The 24337-nt window shown below is 60.0% G+C and carries 20 protein-coding genes and 1 riboswitch; of the genes, 5 read left to right on the top strand and 15 right to left on the bottom strand.

The genetic code is table 11. The features are described 5' to 3' along the window. Nucleotides 1–50 precede the first annotated feature (50 nt). Entirely contained in the window at nt 51–2675 is a 2625-nt protein-coding gene (alaS, locus tag HQ912_RS07800) for an alanine--tRNA ligase (RefSeq protein WP_173406649.1), read from the bottom strand. Nucleotides 2676–2821: 146 nt separating this feature from the next. Then, nucleotides 2822–3826: a low-specificity L-threonine aldolase gene (gene ltaE / locus HQ912_RS07795; RefSeq protein ID WP_173406648.1), complete on the bottom strand. Its 1005-nt coding sequence runs from the start codon at nt 3824–3826 to the stop codon at nt 2822–2824. Between the two features lie 262 nt (nt 3827–4088). Further along, nucleotides 4089–4256: riboswitch (FMN riboswitch) on the top strand. Nucleotides 4257–4356: 100 nt separating this feature from the next. On the opposite strand from ltaE, the gene HQ912_RS07790 reads away from it, so the two are divergent. Then, entirely contained in the window at nt 4357–4866 is a 510-nt protein-coding gene (locus HQ912_RS07790) for a 6,7-dimethyl-8-ribityllumazine synthase (RefSeq protein WP_173406647.1), read from the top strand. Between the two features lie 122 nt (nt 4867–4988). On the opposite strand, the gene astE is transcribed toward HQ912_RS07790, so the two are convergent. The 13 genes from astE to acs all read right to left on the bottom strand — a co-directional run bounded on the left by astE (nt 4989) and on the right by acs (nt 20074). Next, complete coding sequence (gene astE / locus HQ912_RS07785) at nt 4989–5996, bottom strand: succinylglutamate desuccinylase (RefSeq protein ID WP_173406646.1); 1008 nt, start codon at nt 5994–5996, stop codon at nt 4989–4991. Between the two features lie 11 nt (nt 5997–6007). Continuing rightward, nucleotides 6008–6295, bottom strand: a complete 288-nt coding sequence (locus tag HQ912_RS07780) for a hypothetical protein (RefSeq protein ID WP_047228780.1) — start codon at nt 6293–6295, stop codon at nt 6008–6010. 70 nt (nt 6296–6365) lie between these two features. Then, on the bottom strand, nt 6366–7712 hold the full coding sequence (gene astB, locus HQ912_RS07775) for an N-succinylarginine dihydrolase (RefSeq protein WP_076383739.1): 1347 nt from the start codon (nt 7710–7712) through the stop codon (nt 6366–6368). 129 nt (nt 7713–7841) lie between these two features. After that, complete coding sequence (astD, locus tag HQ912_RS07770) at nt 7842–9311, bottom strand: succinylglutamate-semialdehyde dehydrogenase (protein ID WP_173407519.1); 1470 nt, start codon at nt 9309–9311, stop codon at nt 7842–7844. Then, nucleotides 9308–10333, bottom strand: coding sequence for an arginine N-succinyltransferase (astA, locus tag HQ912_RS07765; protein ID WP_047228783.1), 1026 nt, complete (start codon nt 10331–10333; stop codon nt 9308–9310). The genes astD and astA overlap by 4 nt, the downstream gene beginning before the upstream one ends. A gap of 54 nt (nt 10334–10387) precedes the next feature. Continuing rightward, nucleotides 10388–11407, bottom strand: coding sequence for an arginine/ornithine succinyltransferase subunit alpha (aruF, locus tag HQ912_RS07760; RefSeq protein ID WP_047228784.1), 1020 nt, complete (start codon nt 11405–11407; stop codon nt 10388–10390). Between the two features lie 217 nt (nt 11408–11624). After that, nucleotides 11625–12845 carry an aspartate aminotransferase family protein gene (locus HQ912_RS07755; protein ID WP_047228785.1) on the bottom strand — a complete coding sequence of 407 codons (1221 nt, stop codon included), beginning with the start codon at nt 12843–12845 and terminating at the stop codon, nt 11625–11627. Between the two features lie 398 nt (nt 12846–13243). Next, a complete protein-coding gene (argR, locus tag HQ912_RS07750) occupies nt 13244–14224 on the bottom strand; it encodes a transcriptional regulator ArgR (RefSeq protein WP_173406645.1) in 981 nt (326 codons plus the stop codon). A gap of 113 nt (nt 14225–14337) precedes the next feature. Continuing rightward, nucleotides 14338–15102, bottom strand: a complete 765-nt coding sequence (locus HQ912_RS07745; protein ID WP_047228787.1) for an ABC transporter ATP-binding protein — start codon at nt 15100–15102, stop codon at nt 14338–14340. A 56-nt stretch (nt 15103–15158) separates the two neighbouring features. Beyond that, nucleotides 15159–15857, bottom strand: a complete 699-nt coding sequence (locus HQ912_RS07740) for an ABC transporter permease (RefSeq protein ID WP_047228788.1) — start codon at nt 15855–15857, stop codon at nt 15159–15161. After that, nucleotides 15854–16543: an ABC transporter permease gene (locus HQ912_RS07735; RefSeq protein ID WP_047228789.1), complete on the bottom strand. Its 690-nt coding sequence runs from the start codon at nt 16541–16543 to the stop codon at nt 15854–15856. The genes HQ912_RS07740 and HQ912_RS07735 overlap by 4 nt, the downstream gene beginning before the upstream one ends. A 90-nt stretch (nt 16544–16633) precedes the next feature. Further along, on the bottom strand, nt 16634–17407 hold the full coding sequence (locus HQ912_RS07730; protein WP_047228790.1) for an ABC transporter substrate-binding protein: 774 nt from the start codon (nt 17405–17407) through the stop codon (nt 16634–16636). A gap of 711 nt (nt 17408–18118) precedes the next feature. Next, nucleotides 18119–20074 carry an acetate--CoA ligase gene (gene acs, locus HQ912_RS07725; RefSeq protein WP_047228791.1) on the bottom strand — a complete coding sequence of 652 codons (1956 nt, stop codon included), beginning with the start codon at nt 20072–20074 and terminating at the stop codon, nt 18119–18121. 565 nt (nt 20075–20639) lie between these two features. Between acs and HQ912_RS07720 the strand changes: the two genes are divergently transcribed. From HQ912_RS07720 to HQ912_RS07705, 4 genes are all read left to right on the top strand, one after another. Further along, nucleotides 20640–20903, top strand: a complete 264-nt coding sequence (locus tag HQ912_RS07720) for a DUF2790 domain-containing protein (RefSeq protein ID WP_173406644.1) — start codon at nt 20640–20642, stop codon at nt 20901–20903. Nucleotides 20904–20932: 29 nt separating this feature from the next. Further along, the gene (locus HQ912_RS07715; RefSeq protein WP_047228793.1) at nt 20933–21148 is read left to right on the top strand and encodes a hypothetical protein; all 216 of its coding nucleotides are present in this window, start codon (nt 20933–20935) and stop codon (nt 21146–21148) included. 490 nt (nt 21149–21638) lie between these two features. Next, nucleotides 21639–22886 (top strand): ribonucleotide-diphosphate reductase subunit beta, encoded by a 1248-nt coding sequence (locus HQ912_RS07710; RefSeq protein WP_025215114.1) that lies wholly within the window; start codon nt 21639–21641, stop codon nt 22884–22886. Nucleotides 22887–23346: 460 nt separating this feature from the next. Continuing rightward, on the top strand, nt 23347–24333 hold the full coding sequence (locus tag HQ912_RS07705; protein ID WP_173406643.1) for a hypothetical protein: 987 nt from the start codon (nt 23347–23349) through the stop codon (nt 24331–24333). Nucleotides 24334–24337 lie beyond the last annotated feature (4 nt).

Below are 24337 nucleotides of genomic sequence, written 5' to 3'. Positions count from 1 at the left end.
ACTCAACAGCGACCGGAGTCGTCACTAGACGACGACCCCGGAGCACTGCCTTAAATACCCTGCTCTACAAATGCAACGGTTTGGGCCAGTGCTGCGTCCAGCGCGCCGGCGTCGGTGCCGCCGCCTTGCGCCATGTCCGGACGACCACCGCCCTTGCCGCCCACTGCCGCAGCGGCCTGCTTCATCAAATCACCGGCTTTGAGTTGGCCAGTCAGGTCTTTGGTCACGCCTGCGACGAGAACGACCTTTTCCTCATGGACACTGCCGAGCAGGATCACTGCGCGGCCGAGTTTGTTTTTCAGTTGATCGACCAGCGCCAACAGTGCCTTGCCGTCCTGGCCATCCAGGCGCGCGGCCAGCACTTTCACGCCCTTGAGGTCCACGGCCTGGGCCGACAGATCGTCGCCCGCGGCGCTGGCAGCCTTGGCCTGCAACTGCTCGAGTTGCTTTTCCAGCTGACGGTTGCGCTCCAGCACAGCCGAGAGCTTGTCGATCAGGTTGTCACGGCTGCCCTTGATCAGGTTCGCCGCTTCCTTGAGTTGTTCTTCAGCAGCGTTGAGGTACGCCAGGGCCGCCGCGCCGGTGACCGCTTCGATACGACGCACACCGGAAGCCACACCGCCTTCGCTAATGATCTTCAGCAGGCCGATGTCACCGGTCCGGTTGGCATGGATACCACCGCACAGCTCCACGGAGAAATCACCGCCCATGCTCAGCACACGGACGCTGTCGCCGTACTTCTCGCCAAACAGCGCCATGGCGCCCTTGCGCTTGGCGGTCTCGATGTCGGTTTCTTCGGTCTCGACCGGTGAGTTCTTGCGGATCTCGGCGTTGACGATGTCTTCCAGCGCCTTGAGTTGCTCAGGCTTGATAGCCTCGAAATGGCTGAAGTCAAAGCGCAAGCGCTGACTGTCCACCAAAGAGCCTTTCTGCTGAACATGCTCGCCCAGTACCTGACGCAACGCGGCATGCAGCAAGTGCGTAGCCGAGTGGTTCAGCGAGGTGGCGTGACGAACCTCGGCGTCGACATGCGCGGCTACCGGAGCGGCAATCATCAGGCTGCCCGAGGCCAATACGCCGTGGTGCAGGAATGCGCCGCCGGTCTTGGTGGTGTCACGCACATCGAAACGCGAGTTGCCGGCCTGCAGGTAACCGCTGTCACCGATCTGTCCGCCGGATTCGGCGTAGAACGGCGTCTGGTCTAGCACGATCACCCCTTCCTGGCCTTCGCTCAGGATGTCGACCGACTGCCCGTCCTTATAGATAGCCACGATCTTGGCCGAACCGGTCGTGGCGGCGTAGCCGGTGAATTCGGTGGCCACGTCAACCTTGACCAGGCTGTTGTAGTCCATGCCGAAGGAGCTGGCGGAGCGCGCGCGCACTCGCTGGGCTTCCATCTCGCGCTCGAAACCTTCCTCGTCGAGGGTCAGGTTGCGTTCGCGGGCGATGTCGCCCGTCAGGTCCATCGGGAAACCGTACGTGTCGTACAACTTGAACACGACATCGCCCGGTACCACGTTGCCCTTGAGCTCGGCCAAATCCTGCTCGAGGATCTTCAACCCCTGCTCCAGGGTTTTGGCGAACTGCTCTTCCTCACCCTTGAGCACGCGCTCGATGTGGGCCTGCTGGGATTTGAGTTCCGGGAAGGCCTCGCCCATTTCGGCCACCAGGGCCGCGACGATCTGATAGAAGAAGCTGCCCTTGGCGCCCAGCTTGTTACCGTGACGGCAGGCGCGACGAATGATCCGACGCAACACATAGCCGCGGCCTTCGTTGGACGGCAACACACCATCGGCAATCAGGAAGCCGCAGGAACGGATATGGTCGGCCACCACTTTGAGCGAAGCCTGGTTGTCGTTACTGCAACCGATGGCCTTGGCCGAAGCACTCAACAGGCTCTGGAACAGGTCGATTTCGTAGTTGGAGTGAACGTGCTGCAACACCGCACTGATCCGCTCCAGGCCCATGCCGGTGTCGACCGACGGCGCTGGCAACGGATGCAACACGCCATCGGCGGTGCGGTTGAACTGCATGAAGACGTTGTTCCAGATCTCGATGTAGCGGTCGCCATCTTCTTCCGGCGAGCCGGGTGGGCCGCCCCAGATGTCGGCGCCGTGATCGTAGAAAATCTCGGTGCAAGGGCCGCACGGGCCGGTGTCGCCCATGGTCCAGAAGTTATCGGAAGCGTATGGCGCGCCCTTGTTGTCGCCAATGCGCACCATGCGTTCAGCCGGGACACCGACCTCTTTGGTCCAGATGTCATAAGCCTCGTCATCGCTGGCGTAGACCGTTACCCAGAGCTTCTCCTTGGGCAGGTTCAGCCACTTGTCGGAGGTCAGGAAGGTCCAGGCAAAGGTGATGGCGTCGCGCTTGAAATAATCACCGAAGCTGAAGTTACCCAGCATTTCGAAGAAGGTATGGTGACGAGCGGTATAGCCGACGTTTTCCAGGTCGTTGTGCTTGCCGCCGGCGCGCACGCATTTCTGGCTGCTGACGGCACGGGTGTAGGCACGTTTTTCCTGGCCCAGGAAGCAGTCCTTGAACTGGTTCATCCCCGCGTTGGTGAACAGCAGGGTCGGGTCGTTGCCCGGAATCAAAGAGCTGGAGGCTACTCGGGTGTGGCCTTGCTCTTCGAAGAAGCGAAGGAAGGCTTCACGGATTTCTGCGCTTTTCATTAGGTTCTTCCACGGAGGCTGCGGCCAAAGGCCTGTGCAAAACGTCAACAGACGAAGCAACGGCAAAGGGCCGCATTATATCGGCCCTTCGCGTGGGGTACAGCGTGTTTATGCGATAGAAACTGTCAATTGGGCCGCTTGGCGGGTCAGTTACGGGAAAAGTCGACGAAAGAGCGGATCACTTCGTCGATTTGCGCGGCGCTAACATCCATGTGGGTCACCATTCGCAGGCGCGGCGCGGCGCTGAGCTTGATACCACGCTCGGCGGCAAACGCCCTGATGGCCTCGGCCCGCTCGCCCATCTGCACGTACACCATGTTGGTCTGCACCGGCTCGACCTCGTAACCCGCCCCACTCAAGCCCTCGGCAAGCCGCTGGGCATTGGCGTGGTCATCGGCCAGGCGCTGGACCTGATGATCCAGGGCATACAACCCCGCCGCAGCCAGGATCCCGGCCTGGCGCATACCCCCGCCCACCATCTTGCGCAGCCGGCGCGCCTTGCCGATCAGTTCGGCGCTGCCGCAGAGGACCGAGCCAACGGGAGCGCCAAGGCCCTTGGACAGGCACACCGACACCGAATCGAAATGTTGGGTGATCTCCCGGACATCGACGTTCAACTTGACTGCGGCGTTGTACAGCCGCGCGCCGTCAAGGTGCAACGCCAGGCCGTGCTCGCGCGTGAAACGCCGGGCCCGGGCCAGATACTCCAGCGGCAGGACCTTGCCTTGCATGGTGTTTTCCAGCGCCAGCAGGCGAGTACGGGCGAAGTGGAAGTCATCGGGTTTGATCGCGGCGGCGACTTGCTCCAGGTCCAGAGAGCCGTCCGCTTGTACCTCAAGGGGTTGCGGCTGGATTGAACCCAGTACCGCCGCACCGCCGCCTTCGTATTTATAGGTGTGAGCCTGCTGGCCAACGATGTATTCATCACCACGCTCGCAATGGGCCATCAACCCCAACAGGTTACTCATGGTACCCGTGGGCACGAACAGCGCCGTCGCGAACCCCAGACGCCCAGCCAGTTCGGCTTCGAGGCGATTGACGGTCGGATCTTCGCCGTACACATCGTCGCCGGTCGGCGCGCTGGCCATGGCGTCGAGCATGGCGGCGGAAGGTTGGGTGACGGTGTCGCTGCGAAGATCGATAACGCTCATGAATCTGGCCTCGGGTGCGGGTGGGGGAATTCCCTTTCGAAGGTCAATTACTGCGGTCATGGCGACGATTAATCAAGACCAGTCGAAGGAAAAGATCACCTGCACCTGAAGATCACTCAGAACACCTGTGGGTGCGAGCTTGCTCGCGATGGCGGCAGCGCATCCAACATCAATGCAATCTGAACCACCGCTATCGCGAGCAAGCTCGCTCCCACAGGGGTTATGTGTTAAAAATCCTGCGCCGCCAAAAACCATGGCGGCGAAACGTTCTCAGGGCGGGGTGCAATTCCCCACCGGCGGTAATTGCACGCAAGGTGCATAGCCCGCGAGCGCTTGGCGATACACGGCTTTTGCGGTGTAGCGTCAAGGTCAGCAGACCCGGTGTGATTCCGGGGCCGACGGTCATAGTCCGGATGAAGAGAGAACGGGATCGGCACCCAAGGGCCGTCTGCGACTGTCTGCGCGCGACGCACCCTCGAATCCCCTTCGATTCATGACGCCCTGTTTTTTACACAAACAGGAACCAGAACATGCAACCCACCGCAATCGACAGCAAAAGCAAACATCATCCGGGCGAGCGCGTCGCGTTCATCCAGGCCTGCTGGCACAAGGAAATCGTCGACCAGAGCCGCAAAGGCTTCGTCGCCGAAATGATCAGTCAGGGTTATCAGGAAAGCGATATCGACTTCTTCGAAGTCGGCGGCGCCTTCGAGATCCCGCTGCACGCCAAACTGCTGGCCAAGTCTGGCCGCTACGCCGGCATCGTCGCCGCTGGCCTGGTGGTGGACGGCGGCATCTACCGTCACGAATTCGTCGCCCAATCGGTGATCAGCGGCCTGATGCAGGTTCAGCTGGAAACCGAGGTGCCGGTGTTCTCGGTCGTACTCACTCCCCATCACTTCCACGCTGGGGAAGAACATCAGAAGTTCTTCTTTGAGCATTTCGTGCACAAGGGCCAGGAAGCGGCGAAGACCTGTGCCGATACCCTGCACAAGACCCGGGCGTTGCGGCGCAGTGAGCAGCGGGCGGTAGCGGTTTAAAAGCTGCAAAAAAACTGTGGGAGCGAGCTTGCTCGCGATAGCCGAGTGTCAGTCACTTTCAGGATTGACTGAAACACCGCTATCGCGAGCAAGCTCGCTCCCACATTGGTTTTGTGGGGACTTCAGATCAGGTTTTCGTCCGTCGCCGGCACGATCAGGATCCCGGCCCGCAAACCATTCTTCACCTTGGGGTTGGGGAAGATGATCCGGGCGCCCTCTTCTTCGATCACCCAGCGGGTCTGGGCAATGTCTTCGGCCAGCACATAACCTTTTCCAAGCTCCGAGAAGTTCTCGATGTCCGCCGGCAGGTTCAGGCGGAAACTGTCGCTGTGCTTGATGATTTCCCGCGCGACGCTAAACAGTTGCAGGCCGTCCAGACTTTCGTCCGATTCGGGTTCGGTGCCTTCGATGATCTGTTGCAGACGGGTTTCCAGCAGGCTGACGTTGACACCGTCGTTTTCCCCGAACGGCCGGGCCTTGCCCAGTTCCAGGGTGAAAGACTCGGCACCCAACTGGTCATAGGTGTAGGCGCTGAACACAATGGACGGTTTGTTCTGCAGCAGCACCGCTTCCATGCCGGCGGCGCGCAGCCGCGCCAGTTCACGGCGTGAATGCTGGCGACCTTCCTTCCACGGATACAAGGCAAATTGCTCGATCTTCGAACCCCGGATGGCGGTGTGCAGGTCGTAATGCAAGCGACTGCGGTCCGGCACGCTGAAGAAACTGGCGGCCAACCGCTCCAATTCGCACGCCCGCAACGCCTCGGCGCCGCCGCTCAACTCATGGCGACCATTGAACAACCGATTGACGTCCTGCTCGACAAAACGCTCTCCGCGACGAATGGCCTCGGGATTGCCGAACAGAAACAGAATGCGTGCCCGTGGCTTGAGATCCCCACGGGCGATGTCGTGCAGCAACCGATCAAGCAATTCGATCGGTGCGGTTTCGTTGCCGTGGATACCGGCTGACAGCAACAGGTCCTGGCCATTGTCCCGGGCCTGGGGCGGCTTGACCTCCAGCGCGCCCTCGCTCAGCCAGCGCATCCGTACGCCCTCGACAGTCAGTTGAGTCTTCTCCGCCGGTTCACGGCCGGCGAGGGTCAGTTCAAGCAATTTGCCGAGGGCGAGCATAGCGCGGCTCCTTAATGGTCGTGGCCGCAATCCGGGCCATGGACATGATCATCGTCGCCCATGTCGGCCGGTTCCATTTCCAGTTGCAGGCTCACCAGGTTGGTCGCCAATGGGCGCAACAACAGGTTGGCGTATTCCTCATCGCCTTCTTCGACATCGACGCCGATCAGCAACTGACCGCGGCCGTCCTGCTGGATCCACAGCTCTTTGCCCTGCCACATGACCGCAACGCGGGTGCAGGAGGTTTCCAGTTGGGTGCCGTCGGTGTCTTCAAGGATCAGTTGCAAGGTATCGCTCATGTTTTTACGTTCTCGTCGGGGGAAAAAGGCATCGCGCCCTGCTTTGACTGTAGTCAGGTCGCGCGCGCTTTCAATTGATCTGGAAAGGATAAACCGCGCCAAGTTTAAGGATTTGTGTCAGCTCATCCAGTGCCGCCCGGCATTCGAGCAGCAACTGCGGGTCTGCCAGGTCGTTTTCGGTCATGCGATCGCGGTAGTGACGCTCGACCCATTGGGTCAGCGAATCGTACAACGGCGCGGTCATGATAACCCCTGGGTTGACGGCGGCCAGTTCGGTTTCATTGAGTGCCACGCGCAGCCTCAGGCAAGCCGGGCCACCGCCGTTCTGCATGCTTTGCTTGAGGTCGAAGACCTTCACTTCGCCGATCACCCCGCCAGAGCCCGTCAGGCCTTGCAGGTACTGCCAGACGCGTTCGTTGCCGCGGCACTCCTCCGGCACGATCAACAGCATCGAGCCGTCGGGACGCGACAGCAACTGGCTATTGAACAGGTAGGAACGTACCGCGTCATCGACGGTAACCGCCGAACGCGGCACGCATACCGACTGAAATTTCCCACCGACCTTGGCGAGTTTGCTGCTCAGCTCGGCCAGCATCCGGTCGGTCTCGAGAAACGCATCCTCGTGATAGAACAACACTTCGCCGTTGCCCACCGCGATCACATCATTGTGGAACACGCCCTGGTCGATCACCGATGGGTTCTGTTGGGCGTAGACCACGCCCTCCTCCCTCAGACCATGCAGACGAGCGACCGCTTGAGAAGCTTCCAGGGTCTGGCGCGCCGGGTACTTCTGCGGCGCGGGAAAACGGGTATCGAAGGCGCTGCGGCCGAACACGAAGAATTCAACACCGGCCTCGCCGTAGGTCCGGCAGAAACGCGTGTGGTTGGCCGCGCCTTCGTCGCCGAACTGCGCCACCGCCGGCAGCGCGGCGTGGTGGGCGAAGTGCTGCTGATCGGCAAACATCGCCCCCAGTACGCGACTGGTGGTCGGGTGTTCAATGCTGCGGTGGTATTTGCAGTTCAGGTTGGCGGCAGTGAAATGCACGCGGCCGTCAGCCGTGTCGGCGCTTGGGCTGACAGTGGCGGCGTTGGCCACCCACATGCTGGAGGCCGAGCAACTGGCGACCAGCAGCGGCATCGCTTCTTTGGCAGCCTGCTGAATGACCTGGGCATCGCTGCCGGCAAAACCCAACCGACGCAGGGCCGCTACGTCGGGACGTTCCTGTGGCGCCAGCACACCTTGCTGGAAGCCCATGTCCATCAGCGCTTTCATTTTCGCCAGGCCCTGCAACGCCGCTTCCTTGGGGTTGGAAGACTGCTGGCTATTGCTCTGGGACGCGACGTTGCCGTACGAGAGTCCGCCGTAGTTGTGGGTCGGCCCCACTAGACCGTCAAAGTTGACTTCATAGGATTTCATCAGCGAGGCTCCACGAGAATCTGTTTTTTATAGGCATCAGTAAAGACCGCAGCGCGGCCTTCGCGAGCAGGCTCGCTCCCACAGGGTCTTGCATGGTCCTTGTGGGAGCGAGCCTGCTCGCGATTGGGGCTACGCCATTCTCACGCCGGGAGTAAGGGCAGCCGGCATGACAAGGCTTGGTGTCTCCAGGGAAGCCACCGGATACGCACAATAATCGGCCGCGTAGTAGGCACTGGCGCGGTGGTTGCCCGAGGCCCCAACACCGCCGAACGGCGCGCTGCTGGCCGCTCCCGTCAGTTGTTTGTTCCAGTTGACGATGCCGGCACGGCTCTGCAGCCAAAACTGCTGGTAGCGCTCCTGGGAATCCGACAGCAGACCCGCAGCCAAGCCATATTGGGTGTTGTTGGCCTCGGTGATTGCCGCAGCGAAATCCGCGTAGCGAATCACCTGCAACAACGGCCCGAACAGTTCTTCATCAGGACGCTCGGCTACCGTCGTCACATCCAGGATGCCCGGTGTCAGCAACGCCGCCTGGGCTTGCGGTTGGATCATGGTCAACAGCGGCACGGCGCCCAGGCCCAGCAAATGGTTCTGCGCATCCATCAGCGCCTTCGCTGCGGCCAGGGAAATCACCGAGCCCATGAATGGCGCCGGTTGCTGATCAAAGGCGCCGACTTCCAGCGTCGAGCTGACCGCCACCAGGCGCGCCAGCAAGGCATCGCCCCACGCCCCTTCGGGCACCAACAGGCGGCGCGCGCAGGTACAGCGCTGCCCGGCAGAAATGAAGGCCGACTGAATGATGGTGTAGACCGCCGCGTCGACGTCCGCCACCTCATCCACCACCAGCGGATTATTACCGCCCATTTCCAGCGCCAGGATCTTATCCGGGCGCCCGGAAAACTGTTGATGCAAAAGGTTGCCGGTGCGGCTGGAGCCGGTGAAAAACAACCCGTCGATGCCCGGATTGGCCGCCAGGGCGATACCGGTTTCCCGCGCACCTTGCAGCAGGTTCAGCACGCCCGCCGGCAGGCCGGCCTCGACCCAGCACTTGACCGTCAGCTCAGCGACCTTCGGGGTCAGTTCGCTGGGTTTGAACAACACGGTGTTGCCCGCCAACAAGGCCGGTACGATGTGACCGTTGGGCAAATGGCCGGGGAAGTTGTAAGGGCCGAACACTGCCACCACACCGTGGGGCTTGTGCCGCAGCACAGCGATGGCGTCACCCAGGGGGCCGCTTTTTTCGCCGGTCCGCTCGCGGTAGCTCTGAATCGAAATGGCGACCTTGTTGACCATGCTGGTGACTTCGGTGGTCGCTTCCCACAACGGCTTGCCGGTTTCTTCACCGATGCAGTGGGCCAGTTCATCGGCGTGGCTCTTCAAGGCAGCGGCAAACGCTTCCAGCACCTGGATACGCTCATCCAGCGAACGGCGGGCCCAGTCCGGGAAGGCCTGACGCGCGGCCTGCACCGCCGACTCCACCTGCGCCGCCGTGGCGCCATTGCCAGACCACAGCACTTGCTGGGTCACCGGGTTCAACGACTCAAAGAGATCACCCTGACCTTCCAGCCAGCTTCCAGCAATGTACAGCGACTTCATTATTTCGACTCCCGAGCAGCGGACAACGCAACGGCGCGCACCTGATCGCCGGCGTTGAGTTGAAGACGTTTGGCAGTCAGCGGATCAACCACCAGGGTGCCCGCGGCCAAGCGCGCCGGTGCAGCAGTGATGCGGCAGTCTTCGCGTTTGCGGTTATGCATGATGAACGGCGTGGCGTCGTCGCCCGGCGTGCCGATGGCCAATACCAGTGCCTGGCTGTCGCGGATCGCGCGGATCTTGCCGGTTTCACATTCAACGGCCGGGCCGGCGTCGAAGATGTCGACGTAACCCTGGTAACTGAAACCTTCGCTCTTGAGCATCGACAGCGCCGGCTCCGTGTCGGGATGAACCTGGCCGATCACCGCCCGGGCATCCTCCGACAGGAAACAGGTGTACAGCGGGAACTTGGGCATCAGCTCAGCGATGAAGGCCTTGTTGCCCACGCCGGTCAGGTAGTCGGCCTGGCTGAACTCCATCTTGAAAAAGTGTCGCCCCAGGCTTTCCCAGAACGGCGAGCGGCCTCGGTCATCGGACATGCCACGCATCTCGGCGATGATCTTGTTGCCAAACAGGTTCGGGAATTCGGCGATGAACAGCAGCCGCGCCTTGGCCAACATGCGGCCATTGAGGCCAGTGCGGTAGTCGGCATGCAGGAACAGCGAACACAGCTCGGAGTTGCCGGTCAGGTCGTTGGCCAAAAACAGCGTCGGGATTTCCCGATAGATGTTCAGCTCCTGGGAGGCGCTGACCGTCAGGCCGACCCGGAAGTTGTACCAGGGCTCGCGCAGCCCAACGGCCCCGGCGACGGCTGAGATGCCCACCACACGACCGTCGTCGTCTTCGAGCACGAACAGGTAGTCCGCATCGCCACGTCCGGCTTCGCCGCGAAAAGTCTTCTCGGCCCAGCCGACCCGATGAGCCAGGCGCTCCTCGTTGGCCGGCAAGGTGGTCAGGCCGGTGCCGGTGCTGCGGGCCAGGGCAATCAGAGCGGGTAAATCGCTGCTGCGTACGGGACGAACGATCATGCTATCTCCTCAAACGGGCCGCTTGCGCCACCCGCGAAACTTCGCTGTAAGGCGTTAAACCGCCACCAGGCGCACGCTGGCACCCTCACCGACGCCCAAGGCTTCGGCCGCTTCCATATCCAGGGTCACCGGTTTGCCGGGCGCGTAGTCAAGCTCCAACAGAACGGCGCGGTAATCCTGCAACTGGGCGTTGGCCACCAGGTATTGCCGGCCGGCGCCCTTGACGGGCTCGCCGAGCTTGACCGGCACCACGCGGCTCTGGGCAATCGAGCGGATCCCCGAGACACGGGCATGCAGAGTCGGGCCACCGTCAAAGATGTCGATGTAATGATCGGTCTCGAAACCCTCGCGCATGAGGATGTCGAAAGTGATCTGCGCACGCGGATGGACCTGGCCCATGGCTTCCTGGGCGGCGTCCGGCAACAGCGGCACGTAGATCGGGTAATGCGGCATCAGCTCGGCGAGGAAGGTGCGGCTCTTCAGCCCGCACAGGCGCTCGGCGGCAGCGTAGTTGAGGTCGAAAAAGTTGCGACCGATGGCGTCCCAGAACGGCGAGTCGCCATTTTCATCGCTGTAGCCGACGATCTCGGTCACCACCGAATCGGCAAAGCGCTCCGGATGGCTGGCGACGAACAGCAGGCGCCCACGCGAATTGAGCTCCGACCAGGGCGAACCGACCAATTCCGGCACCACATAGAAGCTGGTCAGCAAGCTGTTGCCGGTCAGGTCGTGGCACTGGGAAAGCACGTGGATCTTGTTGTGGATCTTCAGCTCACGGGAGGCGTGAACGAACGTTTCGTTGCGGAAACTGTAGAACGGCTCGGAATAACCGGCCGAGGCAACGATGGCCGAACAGCCCGCCAGCTTGCCGGTCGCGGTGTCTTCAAGGACGAAGAAATAGCTTTCTTCACCGTTGAAGCTGACTTCGGCGGCAAACGAGGCTTCGCTCGCGGCGATCTTGTCGCTCAGGCGTTCCACGTCATCCGGCAAGGAAGTGACACCGATCGGACTGTCCGCAGCCAGACGCTGTACCTCGCCCAGATCCGCCATTTGTGCGGGGCGCATCACCAGCATGGTGTCACTCCTTTACTTGAAATAAATGGTTCGACCCATTGGTCGACACAAAGAAAAAATACCGGACCGGCAAGCGCTTCAACGCACGTGTAAAACGGTCTTGCTGTGGGAGCGAGCCTGCTCGCGATCAGGATCGCCTCGGCCCATCAGGCAGATCGAGTCGCCTGCATCGCGAGCAGGCTCGCTCCCACAATGGATCAGGTCCGGCCTTTAAAAATCAGGCTTGCGTCAGCTTCGCCGCGGCCCGCTCGAAGCGGTCCAGGCCGGCATCGATGTCGGCATCTTCGACCACCAGGCTCGGCGCGAAACGAATCACGTCCGGACCTGCCTGCAGGATCATCAGGCCTTCCTGTTCGGCGGCGTTGAAAATGTCCTTGGCCTTGCCTTTCCAGGCGTCGTTCAGCACACAGCCGATCAGCAGCCCCAAACCACGCACCTGGGTGAACAGGCCGTATTTCTCGCCGATCTGCTCCAAGCGGGTCTTGAACTTGCGGTGCTTGGCTTTCACGCCTTCGAGCACTTCAGGCGTATTGACGGTATCGATCACCGCTTCGGCCACCGCACACGCCAGCGGGTTGCCGCCGTAAGTGGTGCCGTGGGTGCCGACTACCAGATGCTTGGCCAACGCTTCAGTGGTGAGCATTGCCGCGATCGGGAAACCACCGCCCAGGCTCTTGGCGCTGGTGAGGATGTCCGGGACCACGCCGTAATGCATGTAGGCGAACAGGTGGCCGCTACGGCCCATGCCGGTCTGCACTTCGTCGAATACCAGCAGCGCGTCGTGGGCATCGCACAAGTCACGGGCACCTTGCAGGTAACCCAGCTCGGCCGGCAATACGCCGCCCTCGCCCTGGATCGGCTCCAGCACCACGGCGCACGTCTTATCCGAAATGGCCGCTTTCAAAGCCGCCAGGTCGTTGTAAGGGACGTGGGTAATACCGGTGATTTTAGGACCGAAACCGTCGGAATACTTCGATTGCCCGCCCACGTTCACGGTGAACAGCGTACGGCCGTGGAAGCTGTTGAGCGCGGCAATGATTTCGTACTTCTCGCTCCCGAAACGATCGAACGCGACGCGACGGGCCAGCTTGAAGGCGGCCTCGTTGGCTTCGGCGCCGGAGTTGCAGAAGAAAGCCCGCTCGGCAAAGGTTGCATTGACCAGTTTATGGGCCAGGCGCAGGGCCGGCTCATTGGTAAAGACGTTGGACACATGCCACAGCTTGTTCGCTTGTTCGGTCAGGGCGGCGACCAGTTTCGGATGGGCGTGTCCCAATACGTTGACCGCGATACCGCCGGCGAAGTCGATCAGTTCGCGACCGGACTGGTCCCACACGTGGGAACCGGCGCCACGCACAGGGATGAAAGCAGCAGGCGCATAGTTGGGGACCATAACCTGATCGAAATCGGCGCGTTGTACGGCGGCTTGCTCAACGGACATCGGAGTCTCCTGAAGAGGAACACCCGCCTGGAACTGGCGAGCGATGAGGGGATTGTAAGGACAGTTTTCAGCCCGGCCTTGTCGCCAAGCGACAACTTCTTATAGCGCCAACCCCCGTTTTTAGCGGGTTTATGGCAATGCGACAAATAGCGTCGCAAAGGCGCAGTTTAAACGTTGTCGCGGGATTTTAGGCGTTGGCTTCTACATTTCCCTGGCCATGCAAAACCTTGTGGCGAGGGGATTTATCCCCGCTGGGTTGCGAAGCAACCCTAAAGCAGGCAATTCGGTGTGCCAGATAGATTGGGTTGACTGTCTTGGGGTTGCTTCGCAACCCAACGGGGATAAATCCCCTCGCCACAGGGTTACATACCCCCGCCCTTACAGAGGAGGCGCCGGCCCTAGCCGCGCTCGGATGGCACCGACGACAATTCGAATGGGCTGCTGCTGCGCCGCTGGTTGCGGTCTTCCCGAGGCGTGGCGCCGAAGAAGTTGCGATAGGCGCTGGAAAAATGTGGCCCCGAGGAGAAGCCGCAGGACAGGCCGATCTGAATGATCGATTTGCTGGTCTGCATCAGCATCTGCCGCGCCTTGTTCAGACGCAGTTCCAGGTAGTACTGGCTCGGCACGCGATTGAGGTATTGCTTGAAAATCCGCTCCAACTGGCGACGGGACACGCACACATGCTGGGCAATTTCGTCGGTGGTCAGCGGTTCTTCGATGTTGGCTTCCATCAACAGCACGGCCTGGGTGAGCTTCGGATGGCTGGAGCCCAGACGGTTCTGCAACGGGATACGCTGGCGCTCGCCCCCTTCGCGGATGCGCTCGACCACCAGTTCTTCCGAGACCGCGCCGGCCAGTTCCGCGCCGTGATCGCGCGCCAACACAGCCAGCAGCAGATCGAGCACCGACATGCCACCGCAAGCGGTCAGGCGATCGCGGTCCCAGTCAAACAGATGGCTGGTGGCAATGACCTTGGGGAAACGCTCGGAAAAGTCGTCCTGCCAGCGCCAATGCACGGCGGCGCGGAAACCATCGAGAAGACCCAGTTGGGCCAACGGGTAGACACCGGCGGACAAACCGCCAATCACACAACCGGCACGCACCAGCTGTTTGAGCGCGCTGCTCAGGGGTGGCGCAAGAGCGGCCGGGGGTTCGTCAGCCAGCAGAAACAGCTTCTGGAAACCTTCAAGCTTGCCGGCCCAGGGTTCGCCCGGTAGCTGCCAGGCGCCTTCGGTCTGCGGCTCGGCCTGCAAAAACGACAATTCGTAGACGACATCCGGATGCACCCGCTGAGCAACACGCAAGGCCTCCTCGGCCAGCGCCAGCGTCAAGGCTTTAGTGCTGGGCCAAATCAGGAAACCAATTCGATGGGCAGTCATGGTGGGCAATCCGAAGCGAAAACAGTGTTAAAGCCAAAAGCGGCTGCAACCAAATTAGACCATCTGGCGCGCGATGCGCAGCATGACCTGAATCAGGTGCGTAACGGGAGCGATTACTTGAGGCTGCCCGAAAGAAATTGTTGCAGCCGCTCCGATTGCGGATTGACCAGCACTTCGCGCGGGTTGCCGCTTTCTTCAACGATGCCTTTGTGCAGGAAGATCAGTTGGTTCGACACTTCCCGGGCAAAGCCCATTTCGTGGGTCACCACCACCATGGTCCGGCCTTCCAGCGCCAGGGCCTGCATCACTTTGAGCACATCGCCCACCAGTTCCGGATCAAGGGCCGAAGTCGGCTCGTCGAACAGCATGACTTCCGGTTCCATCGCCAGCGCCCGGGCAATCGCCACGCGCTGCTGTTCACCGCCGGACATATGGCCCGGGTAGGCGTCCTTGCGATGCGCCACGCCGACCTTGTTCAGGTAGTGCTCGGCCTTTTCGCGCGCCTCGGCCTTGGCTACGCCCAGCACATGCACCGGCGCTTCCATGATGTTTTCCAGCGCGGTCATGTGGGACCACAGGTTGAAATGCTGGAACACCATCGACAGCCGCGAACGCATGCGCTGCAGTTGCTTGGGGTCGGCGGCCTTCAAGGCGCCGTCCTTGCCAGCCACCAGTTTCAGCTCTTCGTTGTTGAGCAGAATCTTGCCGGCATGGGGTTGCTCAAGCAGGTTGATGCAACGCAGGAAGGTACTTTTGCCCGAACCACTGGAGCCGATGATGCTGATCACATCGCCGGCGGCGGCCTTGAGGGACACACCCTTGAGCACTTCGTGACTGCCATAGCGTTTATGCAGGTCTTGGACTTCGAGCTTGTACATGCGGTCGGTTCTCACAAAACGTCAGTCGTTGAGCAGTCGATCGGATCGATGCGTTATCAGTGCTTGCGCGGGGCCAGGTAACCCAGCCAGCGGCGCTCGGCCAGCTTGAACAGGCGCACCAGGATAAAAGTCAGGCACAGGTAGAAAACGCCGGCCGTGATGTAAGCCTCGAACGGCAAGTAGTACTGCGCATTCACCGTGCGCGCGGCACCGGTGATGTCGATCAGGGTCACGATGGAGGCCAGGCTGGTGGTCTGCAACATCATGATCACTTCGTTGCTGTACTGCGGCAGCGCCCGGCGCAGGGCCGATGGCAGCAGGATCCGGCGATACAACTTGTAGCGTGACATGCCCATGGCCTTGGCCGCCTCGATCTCACCGTTAGGCGTGGCGCGCAGGCTGCCGGCGATGATTTCGGCGGTGTAGGCGCTGGTATTGATGGCAAAGGCCAGGCAGGCACAGAAGGTCGCGCTGGACAGCCACGGCCAGAGGAAGCTCTCGCGTACGGCTTCGAACTGCGCCAATCCGTAGTAGATCAAAAACAGCTGCACCAGCATCGGCGTGCCGCGAATCACATAGGTATAGAGCCAGGCGGTCATGTTGATGACCGGCTGCTTGGACACCCGCATCAGCCCCAGGGGCAACGCCGCCAGCAGACCGAAGAACAGCGACAGGGCCAGCAGCTTCAAGGTGGTCAGCAGGCCGCTGAAGTACAGCGGCAAGGCTTCGTAGATGACGTTGTAGTCGAAGATCATAGATCAGCCGCCCTTATGCCTACCGAGTAGCGCTTCTCGAGTTGACGCAATGCCAGCAACGAGACACTGGTAATCACCAGGTACATTGCCGCCACTGCCAGGAAGAAGGTGAAAGGCTCGCGGGTGGCATCCGCCGCCTGCTTGGCCTTGAACATCATGTCTTGCAGGCCCACCACCGAAATCAGCGCCGTGGCCTTGGTCAACACCAGCCAGTTGTTGGTGAACCCCGGAATCGCCAGGCGAATCATCTGCGGCACCATCACCCGGAAAAACACCTGGAACCCACTCATGCCATACGCCATGCCCGCTTCGGCCTGCCCTTTGGGGATGGCCATGAATGCACCGCGAAAGGTTTCCGACAGGTACGCACCGAAGATGAACCCCAGGGTACCGATGCCGGCCGCCAGCGGGTTCAGGTCGATGTAATCGTCATAACCGAGCATCGGCGCCACGCGATTGAGCAGGTCCTGGCCGCCATAGAAAATCAGCAGGATCAGCACAAGGTCGGGAATGCCGCGAATGACCGTGGAATACAGGTCACCCAGCCACGCCAGCCAGCGCACTGGCGAGAGGCGCAACGCGACGCCGATCAGCCCCAGGACAATGGCCAGGGCCATGGACGACAAGGCGAGCTCAAGCGTCAACCATGCGCCATCGAGGATGACAGCCCCGTAGCCTTTCAACATGATTCAGATCCTCGAGAGTGGGATGAAAAAATGGCGCAAACCGCAGAGATCCTGTTGCTTGCGCCATTTCGCACGAGTGGCGGGACGTTGTTACTGGCCGTAGATATCGAAGGCGAAGTACTTGTCCTGGATTTGCTTGTATTTGCCGTTCTCGCGAATGGCGGCAATCGCGCCGTTGATCTTGTCCTTGAGGGCATCACCCTTGCGAACCGCGATGCCTACGCCGTCACCGAAGTATTTGACGTCGGTGAAGGCCGGGCCCACGAACGCAAAGCCCTTGCCGGCGTCGGTCTTGAGGAAACCGTCATCCAACAGGGTAGCGTCTGCCACGGTGCCGTCGAGACGGCCGGCGGACAGGTCCAGGTAGATTTCATTCTGCGAACCGTACGGCTTGATCTCGGCACCCAGCGGGGCCAGGACTTCACGGGCGAAGCGCTCGTGGATCGAACCGCGCTGCACGCCGACGTTCTTGCCCTTGAGCTCGGTCAGGCCCTCGCTGATCTGAGTGCCGGCCTTCATCACCAGACGAGCCGGGGTGTTGTAATACTTGTTGGTGAAATCAACAGACTTCTTGCGATCTTCAGTGATGGACATGGAAGACAGGATCGCGTCGATCTTGCGCACCTTGAGCGCCGGGATCAGGCCGTCGAATTCCTGCTCGACCCACACGCACTTGACCTTCATCTCTTCGCACAGTGCATTGCCGATGTCGTAGTCGAAACCGACGATACTGCCGTCCGGGGCCTTCGAGGCGAACGGAGGGTAAGCCGCTTCGATACCGATTTTCAGGGGCTTTTCTGCGGCGAATGTCGACAGGGACAGCACGGACAGTGCCAGGGCGCCAAGCAGCACAAGTTTCTTCATCTTGGGACTCCATCGGGAAAGGGCAAAAACGGCAGAGTGAGCAACAGCCCAATATGCGAATGGGTGGAACGAACTTTAGTGCTGCGTCCTAAGAAAGCGTGCGTCAATTCAACGCAGCTCACGACGAGCGAGTGATCGGCATTCTAACGACAGGCCCGAAGCCGATATTTCTTCAATGCGACAACAAATTACAGAAGCACAGAAAACGCGACCTGAGCGCATTGACAGCCCCGCAAATTCATGCAAGAGCAAAAGAAAGGAAACCGATCTATGCTGCAAATTGCGGGCCCATTATTCGCAAACCCTTCTAATCCGGCAAGCACAGCGTGTCGCCTTGTTTTCCAAGACGCCTGGATCCGCCCTATAACGGGGCTTCGCGTTTCACATCGCCCCGTTGTGGCGCCTTTGGTTACACATTCCGAAACACCGGTAACGTTCAGCCCCCTCCTACTTTAAACGCCGATATTTATTCATCCATCGAACCCGTGGCGAGGGAGCTTGCTCCCGCTGGGCTGCGCAGCAGCCCCAAAGCCAGGCACAGCGGTCGTTCAGTCATACCGCATTGGCCGGTTTACGACTGCTGCGCAGCCGAGCGGGAGCAAGCTCCCTCGCCACAAAGGCACCACACGTCAAACTCTCCTGGCGTTAGCGACCATAAAAAAACCCCGCTCGGCAAAACCGGGCGGGGCTTTTCGGTGTTACGGGTTACCGTCAGGCGACGTTCATGGTCTTGTGCGTCTCGATCAGATGCGCCACCACACCCGGATCAGCCAAGGTGGAGATATCACCCAGCCCATCGTATTCCGCCGTGGCGATCTTGCGCAGGATGCGGCGCATGATCTTGCCGGAACGGGTCTTCGGCAGGCCCGGGGCCCACTGGATCACGTCTGGCGAGGCAATCGGACCGATCTCCTTGCGCACCCAGTTCTTCAGTTCCAGACGCAAGGCCTCGCTGGTTTCTTCGCCGGCATTGAGGGTCACGTAGACATAAATGCCCTGCCCCTTGATGTCGTGCGGCACACCCACCACCGCCGCTTCGGCGACTTTCGGGTGGGCAACCATGGCGCTTTCGATTTCGGCCGTGCCCATGCGGTGGCCGGACACGTTGAGCACGTCATCCACCCGACCGGTGATCCAGTAGTAGCCGTCCTCGTCACGACGCGCACCGTCGCCGGTGAAGTACATGCCGCTGAAGGTCTTGAAGTAGGTGTCGACAAAGCGGTCGTGGTCGCCGTACAGCGTGCGCGCCTGGCCTGGCCACGAATCGAGGATCACCAGATTGCCTTCGGCCGCGCCTTCCACCAGGTTGCCAAGGTTATCCACCAGCGCTGGCACCACGCCGAAGAACGGACGCGTGGCCGAACCCGGCTTCAACGCCGTGGCACCCGGCAATGGGCTGATCAGCACGCCACCGGTTTCGGTCTGCCACCAGGTGTCGACGATCGGGCAACGCTCCTTGCCGACATTCTTGTAGTACCAGTCCCAGGCTTCCGGGTTGATCGGCTCGCCCACCGAACCCAGCAGGCGCAGGCTGCTGCCATCGGCACCTTCGACAGCGGCGGTGCCCGAGGCCATCATCGCGCGGATGGCGGTCGGCGCGGTGTAGAGAATATTGACCTTGTGCTTGTCGATGACCTGGGCCACCCGGGTGATGTCCGGGTAGTTCGGCACGCCTTCGAACAACAGCGTGGTCGCGCCATTGGCCAACGGGCCGTAGACGATGTAGCTGTGGCCGGTGACCCAGCCGACGTCGGCGGTGCACCAGTAGACTTCGCCCGGCTTGTAGTCGAACACGCGCTCATGGGTCAGGGCCGCATAGAGCAGGTAACCGGCGGTGGTGTGCTGCACGCCCTTTGGCTTACCGGTGGAACCGGAGGTGTAGAGGATGAACAGCGCCTCTTCAGCGCCCATTTCCTTCGGCGCACAAACGGTACCGGCCACTTTCATCAGGTCTTCGTACCAGATGTCACGGTGCTGGTTCCACTTGATGTTGCCAGCCGTGCGCTTGCACACGATGACTTTCTGGATGCTGCTGGTTTCCGGGTTGGTCAACGCATCATCGACGTTGGCCTTGAGCGGGATCTTCTTGCCTGCACGAATACCTTCGTCAGCAGTGATCACCACTTTGGATTTGCAGTCGATAATCCGACCGGCCAGTGCTTCCGGCGAGAAACCGCCAAACACTACCGAGTGAATCGCGCCGATCCGGGTGCAGGCCAGCATGGCGACCACGGCTTCGGGGATCATCGGCATATAGATCGTCACCACGTCGCCGCGATGCACGTCCTGGCCGCGCAGGGCGTTGGCGAACTTGCAGACTTCTTCATGCAGCTCGCGATAGGTGATATTGCGGCTCTCGGCAGGGTCATCGCCCTCCCAGATGATCGCAATCTGATCGCCGCGCTCGGCCAGATGACGGTCGAGGCAGTTGTAGGAAACGTTCAAGGTGCCATCGGCAAACCACTTGATGTCGACATGGTGATCGTCGAAGGACGTCTGCTTCACCGTGGTGAAAGGCTTGATCCAGTCGAGGCGCTTGGCCTGCTCGCGCCAGAAACCATCCGGGTTGACCACCGACTGCTGGTACATGGCCTTGTAGGTCGCCTCGTCAGTCAGCGTGTTAGCCGCTACCTCGGGACGAACGGGATACAGAGAAGCCGCACTCATCTTTCTTACCTCGGTGACATAGTTGTTTTTGTATGTACCCGTTGTAGCCGGGGCGAGCCTATAGAACCATTCGACGATGGTAGTAACAAGTCCCTACAAAATGTCGGTACTAACGTGCAACCCCCTGCCAGCAGGCCTTTTCCTGTGTGGGAGTGGGCTTGCTCCTGAGGGTGGTGGATCAGTTTGCATTGATATTGACTGACACACCGCCATCGCGAGCAGGCTCACTCCCACAATTGATCTCCACTGAACGCTTGCTTTGTGTCCAACGCCGCTCCCCTGTGGGAGCGAGCCTGCTCGCGATAGCGGCGGCACATCCAACATCGATGGCACAGACAGCCACCGGACTCTGCAACGATTATTACCAGATCAACCAACAGTGTTTATCAAAACCCGGTCTTTTTGCGATTACCCCCACCCCCTAAAATCCACCTCGCCAACCGGCAAACACGATTAACGCAACACAGCCCCCACGAAGGCCGTTAATCCAACTCCCAAAACCTGTTCCACACGCAGCCCCAAAAAGGTTGCGTGACCCCACTCGACCTCAAAAAAGGTGAAACAGATGAAAGCTTTATGGGTTCTGGTCCTCGCTGGCCTTAGCGTCACCGCGATGGCAGATGAGGCCCCGACCGACGTTGCACAGCAAAAACCAGCCATTGAGGAGTACACCTACTCCACCCACCTGGACATCGCCAAAGTCATCTCCATGAACGACATCCCGAACGTCTGCGAAGTGGTCCCGGCCAAGATGGAATACGACGACTCCAAAGGCCAGCGCCACATCCTGCGCTACAGCGTCATGGGCACCGGCTGCTCCAACGGCTGATCAACTTAAACGAACCAGGAGCAACCTCCATGAAAACCAAACTGATCCTTGCCTTGACCCTGTCCGTCCTGGCCGCCCAGACCTTTGCCGCCGACGGTTATGACCGCACCGGCTCCGCTGTCGCTGAAGACGGTTACGACCGAACCGGTTCGGCCACCGTTGCCGAGGATGGCTACGACCGCACCGGCTCCGCTACTGTCGCTGAAGATGGCTATGACCACACCGGTTCGGCACATATCGGTTGATCATAAATGGCATTTTCCATAGCCCGATTTTGATCGGGCTTGGTTGTGTCTGTAACCATCAAAAAGCCCTTGCAAACACAACATGTAGTGCAAAACCTCAAAAAACGCTCGTTTTTTTGATCAAAAAATACCGTCACCCGACCCATGCAAAAAAAATCTTCAGCGGCCAAAGCCTTGTAAACCCTTGCTCCCACGCGGATATACCGCCCGCGACCTCCTCCGTGGGCTATTTCGCCGCAGCACGTAGGCAAAAAAGTCCTTATAATGCCGCCTTAAACGGGCCTGCAATATTCCCTTACAGGGAGTCAAACCAGCCTGAAGCCCACGCAGAGGCCCATTGCCTCCTCGCGCTCACAGCCGCTTCAGAACGACCCGTACATTTTTCTGTTTATTGCCTGCGTCAGCTGCTGCAACAAACGATTTTCCAAGATCCACCGCGGCCAGTAGGCCTTCAACGGGCATCTGGCCCTCACGCAGGAGACAACACGTCATGCTGAGCTGGGACGAATTCGACAAAGAAGACGGCGAAGTCGCTGTAAAAGGCGCCAACGCCGGCCACGCTTCTGAAGCCAACATGGACCGCCTCGACAGCGCCGGCGGTGCCGCCGCCCTCGAAGCCCGGGCCGTGACGGCCAGCGACTCGGCCGCGATCATTCGCGCCAAGGCCGCCCTCGACAAACTCGACGTCGCCGAAGGCCTCGCCGAACTCGAAGGCGCCTCCGCCCGTGTCGCCGTCGATGAAAAGCGCATGATCAACTGCCGCGCCGACCTCAACCAGCTCGTGCCATTCAAATACGACTGGGCCTGGCAGAAGTACCTGGACGGCTGCGCAAACCACTGGATGCCGCAAGAAGTCAACATGACCGCCGACATCGCCCTCTGGAAAACCCCGGAAGGCCTGACCGACGACGAGCGCCGCATCGTGATGCGCAACCTGGGCTTCTTCTCCACCGCCGACTCCCTGGTTGCCAACAACCTGGTCTTGGCCGTGTACCGCCTGATCACCAACCCCGAATGCCGCCAGTACATCCTGCGCCAGGCGTTCGAAGAGGCGATCCACACCCACGCCTACCAGTACTGCATCGAATCGCTGGCCATGGATGAAGGCGAAATCTTCAACATGTACCACGAGATCCCATCGGTCGCGAAAAAAGCCGCCTGGGGCCTGAAATACACCCGTTCGATCTCCGATCCGAAGTTCGAAACCGGCACCCCGGACACCGACAAGGAATTGCTGCGCAACCTGATCGCCTACTACTGCGTTCTGGAAGGCATCTTCTTCTACTGCGGCTTCACCCAGATCCTCTCCATGGGCCGCCGCAACAAAATGACCGGCGTCGCCGAGCAGTTCCAATACATCCTGCGCGACGAATCCATGCACCTGAACTTCGGCATCGACGTGATCAACCAGATCAAAATCGAAAACCCGCACTTGTGGGATGCCGAGATGAAGGAAGAAGCGACCCAGATGATCCTGCAAGGGACTCAGCTGGAGATCGAATACGCGCGCGACACCATGCCTCGCGGCGTGCTGGGCATGAACGCGGCGATGATGGAGGACTACCTCAAGTTCATCGCTAACCGTCGCCTGTCGCAGATTGGTCTGAAGGAAGAGTATCCAGGGACGACGAACCCGTTCCCTTGGATGAGCGAGATCATGGACTTGAAGAAAGAGAAGAACTTCTTTGAGACTCGGGTGATTGAGTATCAGACGGGTGGGGCTTTGAGCTGGGATTGATTCGAAAGAAAAATCTTAGGCTGCACGCTTAAATAAAAACCCCGTGAAAACGGGGTTTTTTGTTTTCTATAAGAGCCGATATCGAGTTTAACTCAGGGCAGCCAAGCAACCTTTGCCCTAGGAAAAACTCAGAATCGTTGCGCATTGGTGGCGGAAAGCTTCTCGGATTTTGCGAGGGTTTTGAGATTCCATCAGAAGCCGTCGTCCGTTGTCCGTTGTTCAGGCGGCGGTTTTTTGTTGGTGATATGGAATTGGGGCTGCTACGCAGCCAGCGGGAGCAAGCTCCCTCGCCACGGGTTGGTGTCAGGTCACAGGTTATCGGCAGGCTTGATGGCCGGGGAATTTTGGGCATCGCGAGCAGGCTCGCTCCCACAGTTTTTGGTGGTGTGCTGAAACTTTGAGTGCAACCGGCCCTGCCCTTCGCTATTAATACATTTCCCCCTCATGGACCCGAGCCCCGATGAAATTCGACCTCGCCTACTGCCTCAGCCTCGACGACAAGCTGTCGATCTATGACGTGCGCGATTTGAATTTTGACGAGACGGTGGCATTCGATTCCGCGAAGGAACAGTTTCAATGCCCCAACGATGCCTGTCGGGCGGCGTTTGATGCGGCGAATGTGTTGGGGACGTTCAACGCCAAGAACGTGAATTACGTGCGCACGCCGCACTTCAAGAACATCCCCAGCACGCGGCATATCGAGGGTTGTCCTTATGTCAGCCTGAAGACTCCGGCATCAGGCCTGGAGACGGAGGGCGGGGAAACGGATGACGGTCCGGAGGAGCATTTTCCGTCGGAATTATTGCTGACTCGGCGTGAGTATGTGCGCAAGCCATCCAGCCCGACGGTGGTGGCGGACGTTCTGCGCGATGAGCGAGAGCCTTCAGCCGCCAGTCATGTCGAGCACCCGAGCCGTGATTCAGCGCCGGACAAGACCAGCGTCTTCGCCCATCCGGTGGAGTGTTTTGTGTCGAACTTCGCGGACAGGGAACTGCTCAAGCGCATGCCGCTGAAGATTGGCGAGCACACGGCGCCCTATGGATCGTTCTTCAAGAAGATCGAATACCTGCTGGACAACAAGGGGTTGATTTACTGGGGCAAGATCAAGGAGATCAAGGATTACACCCAGAGCTTTCGCATCGACTTCGAAGCAAAGGTCTGGTTCAAGCAACCGGACGAGGCGAAGAAGAAGCCTTACTCGGTGAACGTTTACCTGAGCAAGAAGCTGATCGACAACTACCGCAAACGCAAAGCGTTTCTGGAAGAGATCAAGCACGCCATCGATAGTGACGCGCCGTTGTATTGCTTCTTTTATGGCGTGACGCCGGAGCTGAAACAGGTGCCGAGCAAGAAAAACCCCGAGCAGACGTTCGGGGTGTTCAGCGCCAATATCGAGAACCTGGATCACTTCATTATTCGGGAAGCACCGGGGTTGGCTGGTCAATAGCTAC

Source organism: Pseudomonas sp. MPDS (assembly GCF_013283895.1).
Lineage (GTDB): Bacteria > Pseudomonadota > Gammaproteobacteria > Pseudomonadales > Pseudomonadaceae > Aquipseudomonas > Aquipseudomonas rhizophila.
This window is presented reverse-complemented; position numbering and strand designations above follow the sequence as displayed.